Source organism: Streptomyces sp. NPDC058257 (assembly GCF_042881845.1).
In the GTDB taxonomy this organism is placed as follows: Bacteria; Actinomycetota; Actinomycetes; order Streptomycetales; family Streptomycetaceae; genus Streptomyces.
In genome coordinates, this window is the sequence record NZ_JBHVXJ010000018.1 from 24,375 (window position 1) to 40,832 (window position 16,458).

Annotated in this window: 14 protein-coding genes; all 14 read right to left on the minus strand. The window is 67.9% G+C overall.

Going from position 1 to position 16,458, the window contains the following annotated elements; all coding sequences use genetic code 11:
• Genes nuoN through ACFVXC_RS32175 form a run of 14 tightly spaced genes read right to left on the minus strand, consistent with a single transcriptional unit; the run spans window position 1 to window position 15,997 of the window.
• On the minus strand, window positions 1-1,665 hold the full coding sequence (nuoN, locus tag ACFVXC_RS32110; protein ID WP_389912423.1) for an NADH-quinone oxidoreductase subunit NuoN: 1,665 nt from the start codon (window positions 1,663-1,665) through the stop codon (window positions 1-3).
• A complete protein-coding gene (locus ACFVXC_RS32115; RefSeq protein WP_389912426.1) occupies window positions 1,662-3,233 on the minus strand; it encodes an NADH-quinone oxidoreductase subunit M in 1,572 nt (523 codons plus the stop codon). The genes nuoN and ACFVXC_RS32115 overlap by 4 nt, the downstream gene beginning before the upstream one ends.
• A 5-nt stretch (window positions 3,234-3,238) precedes the next feature.
• Complete coding sequence (gene nuoL, locus ACFVXC_RS32120; protein ID WP_389912429.1) at window positions 3,239-5,134, minus strand: NADH-quinone oxidoreductase subunit L; 1,896 nt, start codon at window positions 5,132-5,134, stop codon at window positions 3,239-3,241.
• Between the two features lie 14 nt (window positions 5,135-5,148).
• The gene (gene nuoK / locus ACFVXC_RS32125; RefSeq protein WP_249588397.1) at window positions 5,149-5,448 is read right to left on the minus strand and encodes an NADH-quinone oxidoreductase subunit NuoK; all 300 of its coding nucleotides are present in this window, start codon (window positions 5,446-5,448) and stop codon (window positions 5,149-5,151) included.
• Window positions 5,445-6,260, minus strand: a complete 816-nt coding sequence (locus ACFVXC_RS32130) for an NADH-quinone oxidoreductase subunit J (protein WP_389912432.1) — start codon at window positions 6,258-6,260, stop codon at window positions 5,445-5,447. The genes nuoK and ACFVXC_RS32130 overlap by 4 nt, the downstream gene beginning before the upstream one ends.
• The gene (nuoI, locus tag ACFVXC_RS32135) at window positions 6,257-6,928 is read right to left on the minus strand and encodes an NADH-quinone oxidoreductase subunit NuoI (protein WP_389912434.1); all 672 of its coding nucleotides are present in this window, start codon (window positions 6,926-6,928) and stop codon (window positions 6,257-6,259) included. Before nuoI ends, ACFVXC_RS32130 begins: the two co-directional genes overlap by 4 nt.
• Window positions 6,921-8,303 carry an NADH-quinone oxidoreductase subunit NuoH gene (gene nuoH / locus ACFVXC_RS32140; protein ID WP_389912437.1) on the minus strand — a complete coding sequence of 461 codons (1,383 nt, stop codon included), beginning with the start codon at window positions 8,301-8,303 and terminating at the stop codon, window positions 6,921-6,923. Before nuoH ends, nuoI begins: the two co-directional genes overlap by 8 nt.
• Window positions 8,303-10,816 carry an NADH-quinone oxidoreductase subunit G gene (locus ACFVXC_RS32145; RefSeq protein WP_389912440.1) on the minus strand — a complete coding sequence of 838 codons (2,514 nt, stop codon included), beginning with the start codon at window positions 10,814-10,816 and terminating at the stop codon, window positions 8,303-8,305. The genes nuoH and ACFVXC_RS32145 overlap by 1 nt, the downstream gene beginning before the upstream one ends.
• The gene (nuoF, locus tag ACFVXC_RS32150; protein ID WP_389912443.1) at window positions 10,813-12,174 is read right to left on the minus strand and encodes an NADH-quinone oxidoreductase subunit NuoF; all 1,362 of its coding nucleotides are present in this window, start codon (window positions 12,172-12,174) and stop codon (window positions 10,813-10,815) included. Before nuoF ends, ACFVXC_RS32145 begins: the two co-directional genes overlap by 4 nt.
• Window positions 12,174-12,980: an NADH-quinone oxidoreductase subunit NuoE gene (gene nuoE, locus ACFVXC_RS32155; protein WP_389912807.1), complete on the minus strand. Its 807-nt coding sequence runs from the start codon at window positions 12,978-12,980 to the stop codon at window positions 12,174-12,176. The genes nuoF and nuoE overlap by 1 nt, the downstream gene beginning before the upstream one ends.
• 41 nt (window positions 12,981-13,021) lie before the next feature.
• Window positions 13,022-14,344: an NADH-quinone oxidoreductase subunit D gene (locus ACFVXC_RS32160; protein WP_389912446.1), complete on the minus strand. Its 1,323-nt coding sequence runs from the start codon at window positions 14,342-14,344 to the stop codon at window positions 13,022-13,024.
• Window positions 14,344-15,066, minus strand: a complete 723-nt coding sequence (locus ACFVXC_RS32165) for an NADH-quinone oxidoreductase subunit C (RefSeq protein ID WP_389912449.1) — start codon at window positions 15,064-15,066, stop codon at window positions 14,344-14,346. The genes ACFVXC_RS32160 and ACFVXC_RS32165 overlap by 1 nt, the downstream gene beginning before the upstream one ends.
• The gene (locus tag ACFVXC_RS32170) at window positions 15,063-15,617 is read right to left on the minus strand and encodes an NADH-quinone oxidoreductase subunit B family protein (protein ID WP_005313804.1); all 555 of its coding nucleotides are present in this window, start codon (window positions 15,615-15,617) and stop codon (window positions 15,063-15,065) included. Before ACFVXC_RS32170 ends, ACFVXC_RS32165 begins: the two co-directional genes overlap by 4 nt.
• 20 nt (window positions 15,618-15,637) lie before the next feature.
• The gene (locus ACFVXC_RS32175) at window positions 15,638-15,997 is read right to left on the minus strand and encodes an NADH-quinone oxidoreductase subunit A (protein WP_003992243.1); all 360 of its coding nucleotides are present in this window, start codon (window positions 15,995-15,997) and stop codon (window positions 15,638-15,640) included.
• Window positions 15,998-16,458: the final 461 nt, after the last annotated feature.

Genomic DNA, 16,458 nt, shown 5'->3' on the forward strand with positions numbered 1-16,458 from the left:
CTACCGGACGAAGACCCCCGCCTGGTTCGCCAGATCCAGGAAGTACTGCGGGGCCACGCCCAGGACCAGCGTCACCGCGACGCCCACCCCGATCGCCGTCATCGTCAGCGGCGAGGGCACGGCCACGGTCGGGCCGTCCGCCTTCGGCTCGCTGAAGAACATGAGCACGATCACACGGATGTAGAAGAACGCCGCGATCGCGGACGAGATCACACCGACCACGACCAGCACACCGGCGCCGCCCTCCGCCGCCGCCTTGAACACCGCGAACTTCCCGGAGAACCCGGAGGTCAGCGGAATACCGGCGAAGGCGAGCAGGAAGACCGCGAAGACGGCCGCGACGAGCGGCGAGCGGCGGCCGAGCCCCGCCCACTTGGACAGGTGCGTGGCCTCGCCACCCGCGTCCCGCACCAGCGTGACCACCGCGAAAGCACCGATCGTCACGAAGGAGTAGGCCACCAGGTAGAAGAGCACGGACGAGATGCCGTCCGGCGTCATGGCGATGACACCGGCGAGGATGAAGCCCGCGTGGGCGATCGAGGAGTACGCGAGCAGCCGCTTGATGTCGGTCTGGGTGATCGCGACGATCGCGCCGCCCAGCATCGTGAGGATCACGACGCCCCACATGACCGGACGCCAGTCCCAGCGCAGCCCCGGCAGGACCACGTAGAGGAGCCGGAGCAGCGCGCCGAAGGCGGCCACCTTCGTCGCCGCGGCCATGAAGCCGGTGACCGGAGTGGGCGCGCCTTGGTACACATCGGGCGTCCACATGTGGAAAGGCACCGCGCCGACCTTGAAGAGCAGTCCCATGACGATCATCGCGGCGCCGATCAGAAGCAGCGCGTCGTTGCCCATGGTGTCGGCGAGCGCCGGGTTGACGCTCTGGATGGTGCCGTCGACGACCTTCGCGATCGTGCCGTACGAAACCGAGCCCGCGTACCCGTAGAGGAGGGCGATCCCGAAGAGCAGGAACGCCGATGAGAACGAGCCGAGCAGGAAGTACTTGACGGCGGCTTCCTGCGACATCAGGCGCTTGCGGCGGGCGAGCGCGCAGAGCAGGTAGAGCGGCAGCGAGAAGACCTCAAGGGCGATGAAGAGCGTCAGGAGGTCGTTCGCCGACGGGAAGACGAGCATTCCGCCGATCGCGAAGAGCGCGAGGGGGAACACCTCGGTGGTGGTGAACCCGGCCTTCGTCGCGGCCTTCTCGCCCTCGCTGCCCGGCGTCGCTCCGGCCTGCGCGGCGAAGGAGTCGACGTGATTGCCGTGCGCCACGGGGTCGAGCCGCCGCTCCGCGAAGGTGAAGATCGCGACGAGCCCCGCGAGGAGGATCGTGCCCTGCAAAAAGAGCGCGGGCCCGTCGACCGCGATCGCGCCCATGGCGGCGATGTGCGCCTTCGTCGAGCCGTACCCGGTGGCGGCGAGTCCGACGACCGCGGCGAAGGCCGCGGTGATGGCGACGACGGCCACGAACAGCTGGGCGTAGTAACGGGACTTGCGAGGCAGGAAGGCCTCGATGAGGATCCCGAGGACCGCCGCAGCGATGACGATCAGCGTCGGTGACAGCTGCGCGTACTCGATGGTGGGAGTGTCGATCTTGTCGATCTGATCCTGCGGCGCCGCGGCCGACGCCATTGTCCACAGGCTGTGGACAGCTGATGCGCTCACTTGGCCGCCTCCACGTCGGGCTTCGGGTCCTTCTGCTGTACGTCGGACATGGTGTGCTTGACCGCCGGGTTCACCAGCTCGGTGAGCGGCTTCGGGTAGACGCCGAGGCCGATCAGGAGCGCGATCAGCGGAGCGACGACCACGAGTTCACGCACTCGCAGGTCCGGCATGGCCGAGACCTCCGGCTTCACCGGACCCGTCATCGTCCGCTGGTAGAGGACGAGGGTGTAGAGCGCGGCGAGCACGATGCCGATCGTGGCGATGATCCCGACCACCGGATAGCGCGCGAACGCGCCGACCAGGACCAGGAATTCACTCACGAACGGCGCGAGCCCCGGCAGCGAGAGCGTCGCGAGACCACCGATCAGGAAGGTGCCCGCGAGTACCGGCGCCACCTTCTGCACCCCTCCGTAGTCCGCGATGAGCCGCGAACCGCGCCGCGAGATCAGGAAGCCGGCCACCAGCATCAGCGCGGCCGTCGAGATCCCGTGGTTGACCATGTACAGCGTCGCGCCGGACTGCCCCTGGGAGGTCATCGCGAAGATGCCGAGAATGATGAACCCGAAGTGCGAGATCGACGCGTACGCCACAAGGCGCTTGATGTCGCGCTGGCCGACCGCGAGCAGAGCGCCGTAGATGATGCTGATCAGCGCGAGCACGAGGATGACCGGTGTCGCCCACTTGCTCGCCTCGGGGAAGAGCCCGAGGCAGAACCGCAGCATCGCGAAGGTGCCGACCTTGTCGACCACCGCCGTGATCAGCACGGCGACCGGGGCCGTGGACTCGCCCATCGCGTTCGGCAGCCAGGTGTGCAGCGGCCACAGCGGCGCCTTCACCGCGAAGGCGAAGAAGAAGCCGAGGAAGAGCCAGCGCTCGGTGCTGGTCGCCATGTCCAGCGTGCCGTTGGCCCGCGCCTCGGCGATCTCCTGGAGCGAGAAGTTCCCCGCCACCACGTAGAGCCCGATCACGGCGGCCAGCATGATGAGGCCGCCGACCAGGTTGTAGAGGAGGAACTTCACGGCCGCGTACGAGCGTTGCGCCGACGCGTTCTCGTCGCTGCCCGCGTGAGCGCGGTCTCCGAAGCCGCCGATGAGGAAGTACATCGGGATGAGCATGGCTTCGAAGAAGATGTAGAAGAGGAAGACGTCCGTGGCCGCGAAGGAGATGATCACCATCGCCTCGACGGCCAGGATCAGGGCGAAGAAGCCCTGGGTCGGGCGCCACCGCGAGGACTTCGTTTCCAGGGGATCGGCGTCGTGCCATCCGGCCAGGATGATGAAGGGCATCAGGAGCGCGGTGAGCGCGAGGAGGGCGACACCGATGCCGTCCACCCCGAGTTCGTACCGCACCCCGAACTCCGCGATCCAGGCGCGGGACTCGGTGAGTTGATAACGGGACCCGTCGGGGTCGAATCGCACGAGCACGGTCACGGCGAGCGCGAGCGTGGCGAGCGACACGAGCAGCGCGAGCCACTTGGCGGCGGTCCGCCGGGCGGCCGGGACGGCTGCCGTGGCGATCGCGCCGACCGCGGGCAGGGCCGCCGTCGCTGTCAGCAGAGGAAAGGACATCGGTATCAGACCGCCCTCATCAGCAGGGTCGCGGCGATGAGTACCGCAACGCCGCCGAACATCGAGACCGCGTAGGAGCGGGCATAGCCGTTCTGCATCTTGCGCAGCCGTCCGGAGAGCCCGCCGACCGAGGCCGCCGTGCCGTTGACGACTCCGTCGACCAGGGTGTGGTCGACGTACACCAGGGAGCGGGTGAGGTGCTCTCCGCCGCGGACCAGGACGACGTGGTTGAAGTCGTCCTGGAGGAGATCGCGCCGGGCCGCCCGGGTGAGCAGCGAGCCGCGCGGGGCGGTGACCGGGACGGACTTGCGGCCGTACTGGACGTAGGCGAGGGCCACACCGATGACCAGGACCACCATGGTGGCGGCCGTGACCGTGGTGGCGCTCAGCGGCGAGTCACCGTGGTCGTGGTGGGTGACCGGCTCAAGCCAGTGCATGAAGCGGTCGCCGATGCTGAAGAAGCCACCCGCGAAGACCGACCCGAAGGCGAGCACGATCATCGGGATCGTCATCGACTTGGGCGACTCGTGCGGGTGCGGTTCATGGCCTTCCGCATCGGGCTGCCAGCGCTTCTCACCGAAGAAGGTCATGATCATCACGCGCGTCATGTAGAACGCGGTGATCGCGGCGCCGAGCAGCGCGACCGAGCCGAGGATCCAGCCCTCCGTGCCGCCCTTGGCGAACGCCGCCTCGATGATCTTGTCCTTGGAGAAGAACCCGGAAAGACCGGGGAAGCCGATGATCGCCAGATAGCCGAGACCGAAGGTCACGAAGGTGACCGGCATGTACTTCCTGAGGCCGCCGTACTTCCTCATGTCGACCTCGTCGTTCATGCCGTGCATGACCGAACCGGCCCCGAGGAAGAGCCCGGCCTTGAAGAAGCCGTGCGTCACCAGGTGCATGATCGCGAAGACGTAGCCGATGGGGCCGAGGCCCGCGGCCAGGATCATGTACCCGATCTGGGACATCGTCGACCCGGCGAGGGCCTTCTTGATGTCGTCCTTCGCGCAACCGACGATCGCACCGAAGAGGAGCGTGACCGCACCGACGACGGTGACGACGAGCTGAGCGTCCGGCGCGCCGTTGAAGATCGCGCCGGAGCGGACGATCAAGTACACGCCCGCGGTCACCATCGTCGCCGCGTGGATCAGGGCCGAGACCGGGGTCGGGCCCTCCATCGCGTCGCCGAGCCAGGACTGCAGCGGCACCTGGGCCGACTTGCCGCACGCCGCGAGCAGCAGCATCAGGCCGATGGCCGTCAGCTTGCCCTCCGACGTCTGGCCGGTGGCCTCCAGGACAGGGCCGAAGGCGAAGGTCCCGAAGGTGGTGAACATCAGCATGATGGCGATCGAGAGGCCCATGTCGCCGACCCTGTTGACCAGGAACGCCTTCTTCGCGGCGGTGGCCGCGCTGGGCTTGTGCTGCCAGAAGCCGATCAGGAGGTACGAGGCGAGGCCGACGCCCTCCCATCCGACGTACAGGAGGAGGTAGTTGTCGGCGAGGACCAGGATGAGCATCGCCGCGAGGAACAGGTTCAGATAGCCGAAGAAGCGGCGGCGCCGCTCGTCGTGCTCCATGTACCCGATGGAGTAGATGTGGATCAGGGTGCCCACACCGGTGATCAGCAGGACGAACGTCATCGACAGCTGGTCGAGCTGGAAGGCGACGTCCGCCTGGAAACCCTCCACGGGGATCCAACTGAACAGGTGCTGGGAAAGGGAGCGCTCCTCGGCGCCCTTGCCCAGCATGTCGACGAAGAGCACCGCACCGACGACGAAGGACGCGGCGGCGAGCAGCGTGCCGAGCCAGTGGCCGACACGGTCCAACCGCCGCCCGCCGCACAGCAGTACGGCCGCTCCGAGCAGAGGCGCTGCCACGAGCAGCGCGATCAGGTTCTCCACTTTTCAGCGACCCCTTACAGCTTCATCAGGCTGGCGTCGTCGACCGAGGCCGAGTGACGGGAGCGGAACAGCGACACGATGATCGCGAGGCCGACCACGACTTCCGCCGCGGCGACGACCATCGTGAAGAAGGCGATGATCTGGCCGTCGAGGTTGCCGTGCAGTCGCGAGAAGGCGACGAAGGCCAAGTTGCACGCGTTGAGCATCAGCTCGATACACATGAAGACCACGATCGCGTTCCGCCTGATCAGGACGCCGGTGGCGCCGATCGAGAACAACAGCGCCGCGAGATACAGGTAGTTGACCGGATTCACTTCGACGCCTCCTCGCCCTTGGACGACCGCTCGAGACGGTCCTCGGAACGCTGTTCGAGGGCCCGCAGATCATCCAGCGCCTCGTTCGAGACGTCGCGGATCTGGCCGCGCTCACGCAGCGTCTTGTTGACCGTCAGCTCCGACGGGGTGCCGTCGGGGAGCAGCCCTGCGACGTCCACGGCGTTGTGCCGGGCGTAGACACCGGGGGCGGGCAGCGGCGGCAGGTGGTTGGAGCGCACGCGCTCCTCGGACATCTCGCGCTGCGTCTTGGCGCGCTCCGTGCGCTCGCGGTGGGTGAGCACCATCGCGCCGACGGTGGCGGTGATGAGCAGCGCGCCGGTGATCTCGAAGGCGAAGACGTACTTCGTGAAGATGCTCTCGGCGAGGCCCTGTACGTTGCCGCCGGCGTTCGCCTTGCCGAGTCCGGCGAATTCGCTCACCGAGGCGTTCCCGATGCCCGCGAAGAGCAGGATGGCGAAGCCGAAGCCACAGAGACCGGCCAGCCAGCGCTGCCCCTTGATGGTCTCCTTCAGGGAGTCGGCGGCGGTGACGCCGACGAGCATGACCACGAAGAGGAAGAGCATCATGATCGCGCCGGTGTAGACGACGACCTGGACGATGCCCAGGAAGTACGCGCCGTTGGCGAGGTAGAAGACCGCCAGGATGATCATGGTCCCGGCGAGACAGAGCGCGCTGTGCACGGCCTTCTTCATGAGGATCGTGCACAGGGCGCCGATCACGGCGACCGTGCCGAGCACCCAGAACTGGACGGCCTCACCGGTGGAGGTGGTGTAGGCGGCGAGCTGCGTCATCGGTTGATCACCTCCCCCGACGCGGGTTCGTCGTCACCGAAGGTGGAGGCGGCCTCCTGGGGCGTCTCGCCCTTGGAGAGGGCCACTTGGGGCACCGTGCCGGGAGCGGCCTCCGTCACCAGACCGCGGTAGTAGTCCTGCTCGTCCGTGCCCGGGAAGATCGAGTGCGGCGACTCGACCATGCCTTCCTCCAGGCCGGCGAGCAGCTGCTCCTTGGTGAAGATGAGCTTCTCGCGGCTGCTGTCGGCCAGCTCGAACTCGTTCGTCATCGTCAGCGCGCGCGTGGGGCACGCCTCGATGCACAGGCCGCACAGGATGCAGCGGGCGTAGTTGATCTGGTAGACGCGGCCGTACCGCTCGCCCGGGGAGTAGCGCTCCTCCTCGGTGTTGTCCGCGCCCTCCACATAGATCGCGTCCGCGGGGCAGGCCCAGGCGCAGAGCTCGCAGCCGATGCACTTCTCCAGGCCGTCCGGATGGCGATTGAGCTGGTGCCTGCCGTGGAAGCGGGGAGCGGTGGTCTTCTCCTGCTCCGGATACTGCTCGGTCAGCCGCTTCTTGAACATGGCCTTGAAGGTCACGCCGAAGCCCGCGACGGGGTTCTGGAACCCCTGCTTCGATTGGTTCGACTCGTGTGGTGACTGGTGTGGCTCTTTCTTCGACTCAGCCATCGGACGCCTCCTTTCCGTCACTACGGGTTCCGTCACTTTGAGTATCCGGCCCACCACTGACAATCAACTCCCGCTCCTGGCGCGAGGGTCGGCGTGGCACGGGCGGCAGGCTCTGTCCGGGCAGCGGCGGGACCGGGAATCCGCCCGCCATCGGGTCGAAGGCCACCGGCTCCTCGCTCTCGGATCGTGCTGCCGCTTCCTTCTCGCGCTTGTCGCGGAAGATGTCGACGACGACGGAGAGCAACAGGAGCGCGATGACCCCGCCGCCCACATAGAGCGCGATCGAGGTGAAGTCGTAGTTCTCGTTCCGCATCGCCCTGACCGTCGCCACGAGCATCAGCCAGACGACCGAGACCGGAATCAGGACCTTCCAGCCGAGCTTCATCAGCTGGTCGTAGCGGACGCGTGGCAGCGTGCCGCGCAGCCAGATGAAGAAGAACAGCAACAGCTGGACCTTGATCACGAACCAGAGCATCGGCCACCAGCCGTGGTTCGCGCCCTCCCAGAAGGTGCTGACCGGATACGGGGCCCGCCAGCCGCCCAGGAAGAGGGTGACCGAGACCGCCGAGACGGTGACCATGTTGACGTACTCGGCGAGCATGAACAGCGCGAACTTGATCGACGAGTACTCGGTGTTGAAGCCGCCGACGAGGTCGCCCTCGGACTCCGGCATGTCGAACGGAGCGCGGTTGGTCTCACCGATCATCGTCACGATGTAGATCAGGAACGAGACGGGAAGCAGCAGTACGTACCAGCGGTCCGCCTGCGCCTCCACGATCGCCGAGGTCGACATCGACCCGGAGTAGAGGAACACCGAGGCGAACGCGGCGCCCATCGCGATCTCGTACGAGATCATCTGCGCGCAGGAGCGCAGACCGCCCAGGAGCGGATAGGTGGATCCGGAGCTCCAACCGGCGAGCACGATGCCGTAGATGCCGACCGAGGCGACCGCGAGGATGTAGAGCATCGCGATCGGCAGGTCGGTGAGCTGCATCGTCGTGCGCTGGCCGAAGATCGAGATTTCGTTGCCCGCGGGCCCGAAGGGGATCACCGCGATCGCCATGAAGGCCGGGATGGCCGCGACGATCGGCGCGAGGATGTACACCACCTTGTCCGCGCGCTTGACGATCAGGTCTTCCTTGAGCATCAGCTTGATGCCGTCCGCGAGGGACTGCAGCATGCCCCAGGGGCCGTGCCGGTTCGGGCCGATGCGCAGCTGCATCCAGGCGACGACCTTGCGCTCCCAGACGATGGAGAAGAGCACCGTCACCATCAGGAACGCGAAGCAGAAGACCGCCTTGACGGCGACCAGCCACCACGGGTCACGGCCGAACATGGACAGGTCTTCCGCCGCAAGCGGCACCACGGTGTGCATCACGACGTCACCTCCGGGGCCTCAGGGGGCTCCGGCAGGAGCGCCGGGCCGATGCGGACGAGATCGCCGGGGCGCGCTCCGGTGTCGGAAGTGACGCCTCCCCCGGTCGAGTTCAGCGGCAGCCACACCACGCGGTCGGGCATCTCGGTGACCTGGAGCGGCAGCTCGGTCGCCCCGGCGGAGCCGGTGACGGCCAGGACGTCGCCGTCCTTGACGCCCGCCTCGGCCGCGGTGGCCGCCGAGAGCCGGGCGACCGCGTCGTGCCGAGTACCGGCAAGCGCCTCGTCGCCCTCCTGGAGGCGGCCCTGGTCGAGCAGCAGCCGGTGGCCCGCGAGAACGGCCTCTCCGGAGGAGGGCCTCGGCGGCTGAGCGGCTGTCTCCAGGGGCTCGGTGGCGTGCGTGCCCTCCCAGCCGCCGAGCCGGTCGAGCTCGCGCCGGGCCGTGGCCAGGTCGGGAAGACCCAGGTGTACGTCCCCGGCGTCGGCCAGCATGTGCAGCACACGCGCGTCCGTCGGGGCCAGCGTGCGCGTCATGTGGTCGGGCTTGAGTGCGGCGTCGAACATCCGCGCCCTGCCCTCCCAGTTGAGGAAGGTGCCGGGCTTCTCCGCGACCGCGGCCACGGGGAACACGACGTCGGCGTGGTCGGTGACCTCACTGGGCCGCAGTTCGAGGGAGACCAGGAACCCGACCTCGGAGAGTGCTTCACGCGCGCGCTGCGGGTCGGGAAGGTCGGCGACCTCCACGCCCGCCACCAGGAGCGCGCCCAGTTCGCCGGTCGCCGCCGCCTCGACGATCTGGCCGGTGTCGCGGCCGTGGCGGTGCGGGAGTTCGGCCACGCGCCAGGCGGCGGCGACCTCGTCCCGTGCGCGCGGGTCGGTGGAAGGACGCCCACCGGGCAGCAGCGAAGGCAGCGCGCCCGCCTCAAGGGCGCCGCGCTCCCCCGCCCGGCGGGGAACCCACACCAGCCGCGCACCGGTCGCGGACGCGGCCCGTACGGCGGCGGTGAGCCCGCCCGCCACGGCGGCGAGACGCTCGCCGACCACGATCACCGCTCCCGGGGCGCGCAGCGACTCGGCCGCCTTGGCGCCCTCGCCCTCCAGGCCGACTCCGCCGGCCAGGGCGTCGAGCCACTCCGTCTCGGTGCCGGGAGCCGCGGGCAGCAGCGTGCCGCCCGCCTTCTCCAGACCGCGCGTCTGATGCGTCGCGAGGGAGAACGTCCGCTGGCCGTGCTTGCGCCAGGCCTTGCGCAGGCGCAGGAAGATCCCGGGCGCCTCCTCCTCGGACTCAAGGCCGACGAGCAGGACGGCGGGTGCCTTCTCCACTTCCGCGTACGTGACTCCGGTGCCGTCGAGATCCCGGCCACGGCCCGCCACGCGCGCGGCGAGGAAGTCGGCCTCCTCGGCGCTGTGCACGCGCGCGCGGAAGTCGATGTCGTTCGTGTCGAGCGCCACGCGCGCGTACTTGCTGTACGCGTAGGCGTCCTCCACAGTGAGGCGCCCGCCGGTCAGCACGCCGGCCCGGCCGCGCGCGGCGGCGAGCCCGGTGGCCGCGGCCTCCAGCGCCTCGGGCCAGCTGGCCGTCTCCAGCTCACCGGTCTCGGAGTTGCGCACCAGCGGCGTGGTGAGCCGGTCCGGCTTCTGCGCGTAACGGAAGCCGAAGCGCCCCTTGTCGCAGAGCCACTCCTCGTTGACCTCGGGATCGTCCGCGGCGAGCCGCCGCATGACCTTGCCGCGCCGGTGGTCGGTGCGCGTCGCGCAGCCGCCCGCGCAGTGCTCGCAGACCGACGGCGACGACACCAGGTCGAAGGGGCGGGAGCGGAATCGGTACGCCGCCGAGGTCAGCGCGCCGACCGGACAGATCTGGATGGTGTTCCCGGAGAAGTACGACTCGAAGGGGTCGCCCTCGCCCGTACCGACCTGCTGGAGCGCGCCGCGCTCGAGCAGCTCGATCATCGGGTCGCCCGCGATCTGGTTGGAGAACCGGGTGCAGCGAGCGCAGAGCACACACCGCTCGCGGTCGAGAAGGACCTGCGTCGAGATCGGCACCGGCTTCTCGAAAGTCCGCTTCTTGCCCTCGAAGCGGGTGTCCGTGTCGCCGACCTGCATCGCCTGGTTCTGCAGCGGGCACTCGCCGCCCTTGTCGCATACCGGGCAGTCGAGCGGGTGGTTGATGAGGAGCAGCTCCATCACACCGCGCTGGGCCTTCTCGGCGACCGGCGAGGAGAGCTGCGACTTCACGACCATGCCGTCGGTGCAGGTGATGGTGCAGGAGGCCATCGGCTTGCGCTGGCCCTCCACCTCGACGATGCACTGGCGGCAGGCGCCCGCGGGATCGAGCAGCGGGTGGTCGCAGAACCGGGGGATCTCGATGCCCAGGAGCTCGGCGGCCCGGATGACCAGCGTCCCCTTCGGGACGCTGATCTCGATGCCGTCGATCGTCAGCGACACGAGGTCTTCCGGCGGAACCGCCGCCTCGCCCCCTCCGGAGGGAGCGCTGTTGGTGGTCACTGTCATGCGTTCACCTCCGAATGTGCGGCGGGCCTGTCGGCCCAGAGAGTCGACTTGGCCGGGTCGAAGGGGCAGCCCTTGCCGGTGATGTGCTGCTCGTACTCCTCACGGAAGTACTTGAGCGAGGAGAAGATCGGCGACGCGGCGCCGTCACCGAGGGCGCAGAACGACTTGCCGTTGATGTTGTCGGCGATGTCGTTCAGCTTGTCGAGGTCGGACATGACGCCCTTGCCGGCCTCGATGTCACGGAGCAACTGCACCAGCCAGTACGTTCCTTCGCGGCAGGGCGTGCACTTGCCGCAGGACTCGTGGGCGTAGAACTCGGTCCAGCGCGTGACCGCCCGCACGACGCAGGTCGTCTCGTCGAAGCACTGGAGCGCCTTCGTGCCGAGCATCGACCCGGCGGCGCCCACGCCCTCGTAGTCCAGGGGGACGTCGAGGTGCTCGTCGGTGAACATCGGCGTCGAGGAGCCGCCCGGCGTCCAGAACTTGAGCCGGTGGCCCGCCCTGATCCCGCCGCTCATGTCGAGCAGCTGGCGCAGGGTGATGCCGAGCGGGGCCTCGTACTGTCCGGGGCTCGTGACGTGGCCGCTCAGCGAATAGAGCGTGAAGCCCGGGGACTTCTCGCTCCCCATCGATTTGAACCAGTCTTTTCCGCGATTCAGGATCGCGGGAACCGACGCGATGGATTCGACGTTGTTGACAACAGTGGGGCATGCGTAGAGGCCCGCGACGGCCGGGAAAGGGGGACGCAGTCGCGGCTGGCCACGGCGGCCTTCGAGCGAGTCGAGCAGCGCGGTCTCCTCACCACAGATGTACGCGCCGGCGCCCGCGTGCACGGTGAGTTCGAGATCGAGTCCGCTGCCCAGGATGTCCTCGCCCAGGAACCCCGCCTCTTTCGCCTCACGCACGGCCTCGTGCAACCGCCGGAGCACGGGGACGACTTCACCACGCAGGTAGATGAAGGCATGCGAAGAACGGATCGCGTAGCACGCGATCACAATCCCCTCGATGAGGGAATGCGGGTTCGCGAAGAGAAGCGGGATGTCCTTGCAGGTCCCCGGCTCCGATTCGTCGGCGTTGACAACTAGATAGTGCGGCTTTCCATCTCCCTGCGGAATGAACTGCCATTTCATTCCGGTGGGGAATCCCGCGCCGCCCCTGCCCCGCAGACCGGAGTCCTTCACGTACGCGATGAGGTCGTCCGGCGCCATGGCCAGGGCCTTGCGCAGACCCTCGTACCCCTCGTGCCGCCGGTAGGTGTCGAGCGTCCAGGACTTCTCCGCGTCCCAGAACGCCGAAAGCACCGGCGCGAGCAGTTTCTCGGGGCTCGTCTCGTTGTCGATCTCGGCTGCCAAGGTCATCACTCCCCCTCCTCGGCGGTCGGTCCGGCCGGGTGGGCCGGGTCGGATGCCGAGGTCTCCTGCGGTGCGTCGTGCGAGCTGAGGTGCTCGGCGGGTGCCTCGTCCTGCGGGCCGCCCGTGCGCGGGTGGACCACACGCGGCTGGGGCAACTCACCCTTGGCCAGGCGCAGTCCGATCAGCGAGGCCGGACCCGCGCCGCCGCTCGCCTCGACGGCGCCGGCCCGCTCGTCCGGGAAGCCCGCCAGGATCCGGGCCGTCTCCTTGTACGTGCACAAGGGGGCGCCGCGGGTCGGCTCGACCTGCTCGCCCGCGCGCAGGTCGTCGACGAGCCGCTTGGCACTCTCGGGAGTCTGGTTGTCGAAGAACTCCCAGTTGACCATCACGACGGGAGCGAAGTCACAGGCCGCGTTGCACTCGATGTGCTCCAGCGTGACCTTGCCGTCGTCCGTGGTCCCCTCGTTGCCGACGCCCAGGTGCTCCTGCAGCGACTCGAAGATCGCGTCACCACCCATGACGGCGCACAACGTGTTCGTGCAGACGCCGACTTGGTAGTCACCGGAGGGCTTGCGCCGGTACATCGTGTAGAAGGTCGCGACCGCGGTGACCTCGGCGGTGGTCAGGCCGAGCACCTCCGCGCAGAAGGCCATGCCCGTGCGCGTGACGTGACCCTCCTCGGACTGCACCAGGTGCAGCAGCGGGAGCAGCGCGGACCGGGAGTCCGGGTAGCGGGAGATGACCTCCTTGGCGTCCGCGTCGAGCCTGGCCCGCACGTCGGCCGGGAAGTCGGGGGCGGGGAGTTGGGGCATGCCCAGGCTGACGCCCGCACCCTGCTGGGAAGGAGTGGTGGTCACCGGTCGACGCCTCCCATCACGGGGTCGATGGAGGCGACGGCGACGATGACGTCGGCGACCTGGCCGCCCTCGCACATCGCCGCCATGGCCTGCAGGTTGGTGAAGGACGGGTCACGGAAGTGGACCCGGTAGGGGCGGGTGCCGCCGTCGGAGACGACATGCACGCCGAGCTCGCCCTTGGGCGACTCGACCGCGGTGTACGCCTGTCCGGCCGGGACCCTGAAGCCCTCGGTCACCAGCTTGAAGTGGTGGATCAGGGACTCCATGGAGGTGCCCATGATCTTCTTGATGTGGTCGAGCGAGTTGCCGAGGCCGTCCGGTCCGAGGGCCAGTTGCGCGGGCCAGGCGATCTTCTTGTCGCCGACCATGACCGGTCCCGGCTCAAGGCGGTCCAGGCACTGCTCGACGATGCGCAGTGACTGGCGCATCTCCTCAAGGCGGATCAAAAAGCGCCCGTAGGAGTCGCAGGTGTCGGCGGTCGGCACGTCGAACTCGTAGTTCTCGTAGCCGCAGTAGGGGTCCGACTTGCGCAGGTCGTGCGGCAGGCCCGCCGAGCGCAGGACCGGGCCCGTGGCGCCGAGGGCCATGCAGCCCGCGAGGTCGAGGTAGCCGACGTCCTGCATGCGGGCCTTGAAGATGGGGTTCCCGGTGGCGAGCTTGTCGTACTCGCCGAGGTTCTTCCGCATCTTCTTCACGAACTCGCGCATCTGGTCCACCGCGCCCGGCGGCAGGTCCTGGGCGAGCCCGCCGGGCCGCACGTACGCGTGGTTCATGCGCAGGCCGGTGATCAACTCGAAGATGTCGAGAACGAGTTCACGATCTCGGAAGCCGTAGATCATGATCGTCGTCGCGCCCAGCTCCATGCCGCCGGTGGCGATGCACACCAGGTGCGAGGAGAGCCGGTTGAGCTCCATCAGGAGCACGCGGATGATCGAGGCGCGGTCCGGGATCTGGTCCTCGATGCCGAGGAGCTTCTCGACCCCGAGGCAGTACGCCGTCTCGTTGAAGAACGGCGTCAGGTAGTCCATGCGCGTGACGAACGTCGTGCCCTGCGTCCACGTGCGGTATTCGAGGTTCTTCTCGATGCCCGTGTGCAGATAGCCGATGCCGCAGCGGGCCTCGGAGACGGTCTCGCCCTCGATCTCCAGGATGAGCCGGAGCACACCATGGGTGGAGGGGTGCTGCGGACCCATGTTGACGATGATGCGCTCGTCGTCGGACCGGGCCGCGGACTGGACGACCTCGTCCCAGTCGCCGCCGGTGACTGTATATACAGTCCCCTCGGTCGTCTCGCGCGCGGATGCATGTGACGTGCTCATCAGCTGTACGACCTCCGCTGGTCCGGAGCCGGGATCTGGGCGCCCTTGTACTCGACGGCGATGCCGCCGAGGGGGTAGTCCTTGCGCTGCGGGAAGCCCTGCCAGTCGTCCGGCATCATGATCCGCGTCAGCGCCGGGTGACCGTCGAAGATCAGGCCGAAGAAGTCGTACGCCTCGCGCTCGTGCCAGTCGTTCGTCGGATAGACCGCGACCAGCGAGGGGACGTGCGGATCGGCGTCAGGGGCACTGACTTCGAGCCGGATCAGGCGGTTGTGGGTGATCGAGCGCAGGTGGTAGACGGCGTGCAGCTCGCGGCCCTTGTCCTCGAGGAAGTGCACCCCCGAGACGCCCGTACAGAGCTCGAAGCGCAGGGCCGGGTCGTCGCGCAGGGTCTGGGCGACCCGGACGAGGTGCTCGCGCGCGATGTGGAAGGTGAGCTCGTCGCGGTCGACGACCGTCTTCTCGATCGCGTTCTCCGGGAGAAGCCCCTGCTCTTCCAGGGCGCCTTCCAGCTCGTCCGCCACTTCGTCGAACCAGCCTCCGTAGGGACGCGCGGTGGCGCCCGGCAGGGTGACCGTCCGCACCAGGCCGCCGTAACCGGACGTGTCGCCGCCGTTATCGGCGCCGAACATGCCCTTGCGTACGCCGATGACCTTGCCGCCCTCTTCACGGGGGGCCGGAACGCCGTTTCCGTTCAGGTGCTCTTCATGCGCGTCGCTCACCGCAGCAGCCCCTTCATCTCGATGGTGGGGAGCGCCTTGAGGGCCGCCTCCTCCGCCTCGCGGGCCGCTTCCTCGGCGTTGACCCCGAGCTTGGAGCCCTGGATCTTCTGGTGCAGCTTGAGGATGGCGTCCATCAGCATCTCGGGCCGTGGCGGACAGCCGGGCAAATAGATGTCAACAGGGACAATGTGGTCCACACCCTGCACAATCGCGTAATTGTTGAACATCCCGCCCGATGAAGCGCAAACCCCCATGGAAATGACCCACTTGGGGTTGGGCATCTGGTCATAGACCTGCCGCAGGACCGGCGCCATCTTCTGGCTCACGCGTCCGGCCACGATCATCAGATCGGCCTGGCGCGGCGAACCGCGGAAGACCTCCATGCCGAAGCGAGCCAGGTCATAGCGCCCGGCTCCCGTCGTCATCATCTCGATGGCGCAGCACGCGAGGCCGAAGGTCGCGGGGAAGACGGATGACTTGCGCACCCACCCCGCGGCCTGTTCGACGGTGGTCAGCAGAAATCCGCTCGGCAGTTTCTCTTCGAGTCCCATGCTCTTTGCCCCTCAGACCCTTAGTCCCATTCCAGGCCGCCACGCCGCCATACGTACGCGTAGGCGACGAAGACGGTGAGCACGAAGAGCAGCATCTCCACGAGCCCGAAAATCCCCAGCGCGTCGAAGGTGACGGCCCAGGGGTAAAGGAAGACGATCTCGATGTCGAAGACGATGAAGAGCATCGCCGTCAGGTAGTACTTGATCGGGAATCGCCCGCCGCCGGCCGGAGTCGGCGTCGGCTCGATACCGCACTCATACGCCTCTAGCTTGGCTCGGTTGTACCGCTTTGGACCGATAAGCGTGGCCATGACCACGGAGAAGATCGCAAAGCCTGCCCCGAGGGCTCCCAGCACGAGGATGGGCGCATAGGCATTCACGCTCCTCGCTCCTCTCAGTCGGCACTGACTGTTGGCGGTTGCATTGGACCGCGCCCCGCCCCCACGAAGATCGCGCACATGTGAAGCAGGTCACAAGCCCAACTGCCCCGCATCTTATGCCCGCCGGTCTGTGATCTGCGACACGGGGTGCGACAACGGCTTTGTGATCTCCACCACCTGACGAAGGATCATGAAGTCGGATGAGCGGTGATCTTCATACGCGAAGCGCCTGAGTGATCACCAGAGGTGACATCTCATCGAGTTACCCCTGGTCGGGAGGGGGTCGCCCTATCAAGCCATGGCCGTAACAAGCAAATTGGCGCTGGACACGGCGGCTTGATAGTGGCGGCGCGTTCACACTTTGGCGGGAGCGGTGTGGACGTAAGTGGACGGCCGGGCACGCGTGCACAGATTCACGAGCGGGCGCAGAGGGGTCGCCGCGAGGGCGGCGCGGATCCGGT